At 54.4% G+C, this 2,304-nt stretch carries 3 protein-coding genes and 1 pseudogene; all 4 read left to right on the forward strand.

Going from position 1 to position 2,304, the window contains the following annotated elements:
* Positions 1-124: 124 nt before the first annotated feature.
* Positions 125-367 (forward strand): annotated as a pseudogene (locus tag AAAC48_RS22040) (IS110 family transposase); the annotation flags it as partial.
* 440 nt (positions 368-807) lie between these two features.
* Positions 808-1,068, forward strand: coding sequence for a type II toxin-antitoxin system prevent-host-death family antitoxin (locus AAAC48_RS22045; RefSeq protein ID WP_340656245.1), 261 nt, complete (start codon positions 808-810; stop codon positions 1,066-1,068).
* An 89-nt stretch (positions 1,069-1,157) separates the two neighbouring features.
* Positions 1,158-1,280: a hypothetical protein gene (locus AAAC48_RS22050; RefSeq protein WP_340656246.1), complete on the forward strand. Its 123-nt coding sequence runs from the start codon at positions 1,158-1,160 to the stop codon at positions 1,278-1,280.
* A 371-nt stretch (positions 1,281-1,651) separates the two neighbouring features.
* On the forward strand, positions 1,652-2,023 hold the full coding sequence (locus tag AAAC48_RS22055; RefSeq protein WP_340656247.1) for a nuclear transport factor 2 family protein: 372 nt from the start codon (positions 1,652-1,654) through the stop codon (positions 2,021-2,023).
* Positions 2,024-2,304 lie beyond the last annotated feature (281 nt).

Consider the following 2,304-nt stretch of genomic DNA (forward strand, 5'->3'; position numbering starts at 1 on the left):
CCCAGAAACCGCCCACGTGCTCCTTGGTCTCCAACGGCCCGTCTGATGAGCACCTCGCCATCGGGCCGCGCCCGCAGCGACCTCGCGCTGCTTGCCGGGTGCAGACCGCCAACGAAAATCCTGGATCGGCGCGACATCGAAGATGGGCGATCGAACCCTGCGGCGCTTGTTTATCATCGGAGCAAGCGCCGTGGTAAGTCATGCGACCCTGCGTGGTGTTCCTGAAGGATCGTGGCTCGGGCGCATGCTCGCCCGCAAGCCGCGCATGCTTGTGATTGTTGCTCTTGCCAACAAGATGGCCCGGGTCGTTTGGGCGCTTATGGCGAGGGGTGGAATTTATGGAGCTCCGGCTGTGACGACGGCATAAGCCGCTCACCGCCAGAGGCGTCGAAGGCGTAGGAGGATCGAAAGGAAGGTATGGCGCATAGTCGATGAGACGGGATCGGAAAGCCAGTTTCTTACAAAGCAGCCAGAGTGCGCTTTTAATGATTTGGATCCGATCCCCGAACTCCCATACGGGTCCGCGACGCATGAACGGTCGCAACAGAGGCCGGACAGATGTCACCACCCGACTACGCACCACTATACCGGCCCTACAAAGATTCTTCTTGCGCTTACGGGGGCGTCCACAGATGTGAGAATGAAAACTCACGACATTGATCAATGTTTGTGAGCCAGATGAGCGAGCTTCCCGACGAAGTGGACCAGCTTAGCTGGGGACGAGGCCTGCCGGTTTGCGCAAGATCATGAGCATTCTTGCTATATGTAATAAAAATATATTCTGAATTATCACGGAAAGGTTCTGCCATGCGGACATTTAGCACCGTCGAGCTCACGCAGCAAATCGGCACTGTAACTCACATTGCCAGCAAGGAGCCGGTCACGATCACGCAGCACCGAAAGCCTCGCTTCGTTCTGATGAGTATCGAGGATTACGAAAAGATGCAGGGACGTGGCCGACCCCGTCGCGCTTATGGCGTTGGTGAAACACCGCCGGAACTTGCTGACATGCTCGCGACAGAACTTGAGCGGCGCATTAACGACGGTTCGTCCGACTATGACGATTGACCAATATAAAGAAGGCCACATTGTTGTGGAAATGGCAACGCGACCTTGGGCGTGACCAAGGGGAAAAGGATCGTCCAGCTTGTGTTGCCTTGACCTTCAGAAACGATGCGCAAAATCTTACCCATCTCGTGATCCTTGCTATTTCCGGCACACCGCCGACAGCCGACCAGTCTGCAATCGAAATCCCGCAACTCGAAAGCGGGCCGGACTGACTGATAACGGGGCTGGGTTACCGTTTCGGAATACAACTACGATATCCTTGAACAATCGTGGGATTTTCCCATCAACAGTCCACCGCAAGGCCGGTTCAGTCGCCCGTTTCTGAAAAAGGTGCAAGCCGCCGCTCTTGTGACTATACGGAGCAAGACGGGGCGTGTTGACCGCACCCGTTGATTTTCCAAAATCGCTTTGTGGTAAGTGGCGCAGATTTCCGGGCGGAAAGAGTTTTCGCGTGGTCAAATATTCGTTCTGCCGCCAAACAACCGCTGAACTCCAGGAAAACGGGCGTTTATGGACGGGCACTAAATTAGGATTTATGTTCTTAATCAGCACGTATTGGCCGGCTGAGGATTGATGGGTGACCATGACGAATGAATTAACTATCGACATGTTGGAGGGGCAGTTCAGGGCCGCCACGCTGGCGGGTGATGTCCAGGCGCTGGATGCGCTGGTCGCCGATGATGTCACCTTTATCGACCACCTTGGTAGGCGGGTGGAAAAGCGTCAGGAACTTGAGGCCTATCGGACGGGAATCTTAAAGCTGAATCAATTGGACGTCTATGACCGTGTCATCCAGCTGCTGGACAGTGCAGCGTTGGTTTCCCTCCGCGCACGAGTTAGCGGCACATATTATGGCGAAACGTTCTCAGCAAAAATCGCCTATTCGAGAGTTTGGGCTTGTCGTCAGGATGTTTGGACAGTAATTTCAATGCACTATTCCATTGTTACAATGTGAATCAGCCGACACCCAGCGCAACAAATGAAGATGGGAGGCCCATGGTCCATGATGAGGGCAATCGCATTAGTCGTCGTTCTGAGCCCGACCAATTATTCGCCTCGGCCACCGCTTTTGGAGAATGGAGTCGAAATCAAATCCAGCACGCTGACTGAAGAAGACTTCCTTACGGGCAACCAGGTGGCGGGAATACCGTGACCTGAATGAGCCGGAAGGCACGCGGACGTTGGCGTTCCTTGAAAACTGATATCTTGTACCCGTGGTCAACTGGACCATCTTCG

The organism is Phyllobacterium sp., assembly GCF_037994405.1.
In the GTDB taxonomy this organism is placed as follows: Bacteria; Pseudomonadota; Alphaproteobacteria; order Rhizobiales; family Rhizobiaceae; genus Phyllobacterium.